Annotated in this window: 9 tRNA genes and 2 rRNA genes; all 11 read left to right on the forward strand. The window is 49.1% G+C overall.

The window, feature by feature from the left end:
* The first annotated feature begins 162 nt into the window (after positions 1-162).
* A 5S ribosomal RNA gene (gene rrf, locus FZC78_RS23260) occupies positions 163-279 on the forward strand.
* A gap of 8 nt (positions 280-287) precedes the next feature.
* A tRNA-Val gene (locus FZC78_RS23265) sits at positions 288-363 on the forward strand.
* A 115-nt stretch (positions 364-478) separates the two neighbouring features.
* Positions 479-554, forward strand: a tRNA-Thr gene (locus tag FZC78_RS23270).
* Positions 555-569: 15 nt separating this feature from the next.
* Positions 570-645, forward strand: a tRNA-Lys gene (locus FZC78_RS23275).
* A gap of 29 nt (positions 646-674) precedes the next feature.
* Positions 675-759, forward strand: a tRNA-Leu gene (locus tag FZC78_RS23280).
* Positions 760-762: 3 nt separating this feature from the next.
* Positions 763-837 (forward strand) — tRNA-Gly (locus FZC78_RS23285).
* Between the two features lie 13 nt (positions 838-850).
* Positions 851-939 (forward strand) — tRNA-Leu (locus FZC78_RS23290).
* Between the two features lie 33 nt (positions 940-972).
* Positions 973-1,049 (forward strand) — tRNA-Arg (locus tag FZC78_RS23295).
* 7 nt (positions 1,050-1,056) lie between these two features.
* Positions 1,057-1,133 (forward strand) — tRNA-Pro (locus tag FZC78_RS23300).
* Between the two features lie 12 nt (positions 1,134-1,145).
* Positions 1,146-1,218: transfer RNA gene (locus tag FZC78_RS23305), tRNA-Ala, on the forward strand.
* A gap of 217 nt (positions 1,219-1,435) precedes the next feature.
* Positions 1,436-1,848 (forward strand): 16S ribosomal RNA (locus FZC78_RS23310); the annotation flags it as partial.

Below are 1,848 nucleotides of genomic sequence, written 5' to 3' on the forward strand. Positions count from 1 at the left end.
GGTAGATAGGTCTGAGGTGGAAGCGTGGCGACACGTGCAGCTGACAGATACTAATCGATCGAGGACTTAACCACGAAATAACAGCGAAACTCGGAATACTTTCTTCTTTCTTCTAATACTTTATCTAGTTTTGAAAGAACAATGTTCTTTCAATTGAATATGTCTGGTGACTAAGGCGAAGAGGTCACACCCGTTCCCATGCCGAACACGGAAGTTAAGCTCTTCAGCGCCGATGGTAGTTGGGGGATCTCCCCCTGTGAGAGTAGGACGTCGCCAGGCTTTATAACGGAGGATTAGCTCAGCTGGGAGAGCATCTGCCTTACAAGCAGAGGGTCGGCGGTTCGATCCCGTCATCCTCCACCAAGTTTTTTACAAAGCGAAGCGGAGTAAATAAACCTCCTTTAAAAAACTTCAGCGTAAAAAGTAAAGCGAATTAAAATAACACCTAGTAAATTGTTTCTTCAGAGACAACATACTTGCCGGTGTAGCTCAACTGGTAGAGCAACTGACTTGTAATCAGTAGGTTGGGGGTTCAAGTCCTCTTGCCGGCACCACTTTCTAATTAGCACGAGCCATTAGCTCAGTTGGTAGAGCATCTGACTTTTAATCAGAGGGTCGAAGGTTCGAATCCTTCATGGCTCACCATATTTTTGCATGTAGCAAAAAAATAATATGCGGGTGTGGCGGAATTGGCAGACGCACCAGACTTAGGATCTGGCGCCGCAAGGCGTGGGGGTTCAAGTCCCTTCACCCGCACCATTCGCGGAAGTAGTTCAGTGGTAGAACACCACCTTGCCAAGGTGGGGGTCGCGGGTTCGAATCCCGTCTTCCGCTCCATTACAGTTTCTTTGCCGGGGTGGCGGAACTGGCAGACGCACAGGACTTAAAATCCTGCGGTAGGTGACTACCGTACCGGTTCGATTCCGGTCCTCGGCACCAGATATTATTCCTGGTAAACAGAACATTTATATTGCGCCCGTAGCTCAATTGGATAGAGCGTTTGACTACGGATCAAAAGGTTAGGGGTTCGACTCCTCTCGGGCGCGCCATTTATTTCGGGGAGTAGCTCAGCTTGGTAGAGCACTTGGTTTGGGACCAAGGGGTCGCAGGTTCAAATCCTGTCTTCCCGACCACTTTTCTTATACGGGGCCTTAGCTCAGCTGGGAGAGCGCCTGCTTTGCACGCAGGAGGTCAGCGGTTCGATCCCGCTAGGCTCCACTTATCTTTTTCAAATGAATAATATTTCATTAAAAAAAGATGTTGACATCTTAAACAGTCGATGTTAAACTATAAAAGTTGCTCTAACCGAGCGATTTGTATTGAACCTTGAAAACTGAACAAAACAACAAACAAAACGTCAACGTAAATCTAGTAAGAACATGTTTCTTACAAAGTTGCTAATACTTTAAAAATAGCAAATGAGCAAGTCAAACTTCTTTCGGAGAGTTTGATCCTGGCTCAGGACGAACGCTGGCGGCGTGCCTAATACATGCAAGTCGAGCGGATTGATGGGAGCTTGCTCCCTGAAGTCAGCGGCGGACGGGTGAGTAACACGTGGGTAACCTGCCCGTAAGACTGGGATAACTCCGGGAAACCGGGGCTAATACCGGATAGTTCTTTTCCTCGCATGAGGAAAAGTGGAAAGGCGGCTTCGGCTGCCACTTACAGATGGACCCGCGGCGCATTAGCTAGTTGGTGAGGTAACGGCTCACCAAGGCAACGATGCGTAGCCGACCTGAGAGGGTGATCGGCCACACTGGGACTGAGACACGGCCCAGACTCCTACGGGAGGCAGCAGTAGGGAATCTTCCGCAATGGACGAAAGTCTGACGGAGCAACGCCGCGTGA

It is taken from the genome of Rossellomorea vietnamensis, from assembly GCF_008180415.1.
Lineage (GTDB): Bacteria > Bacillota > Bacilli > Bacillales > Bacillaceae_B > Rossellomorea > Rossellomorea vietnamensis_C.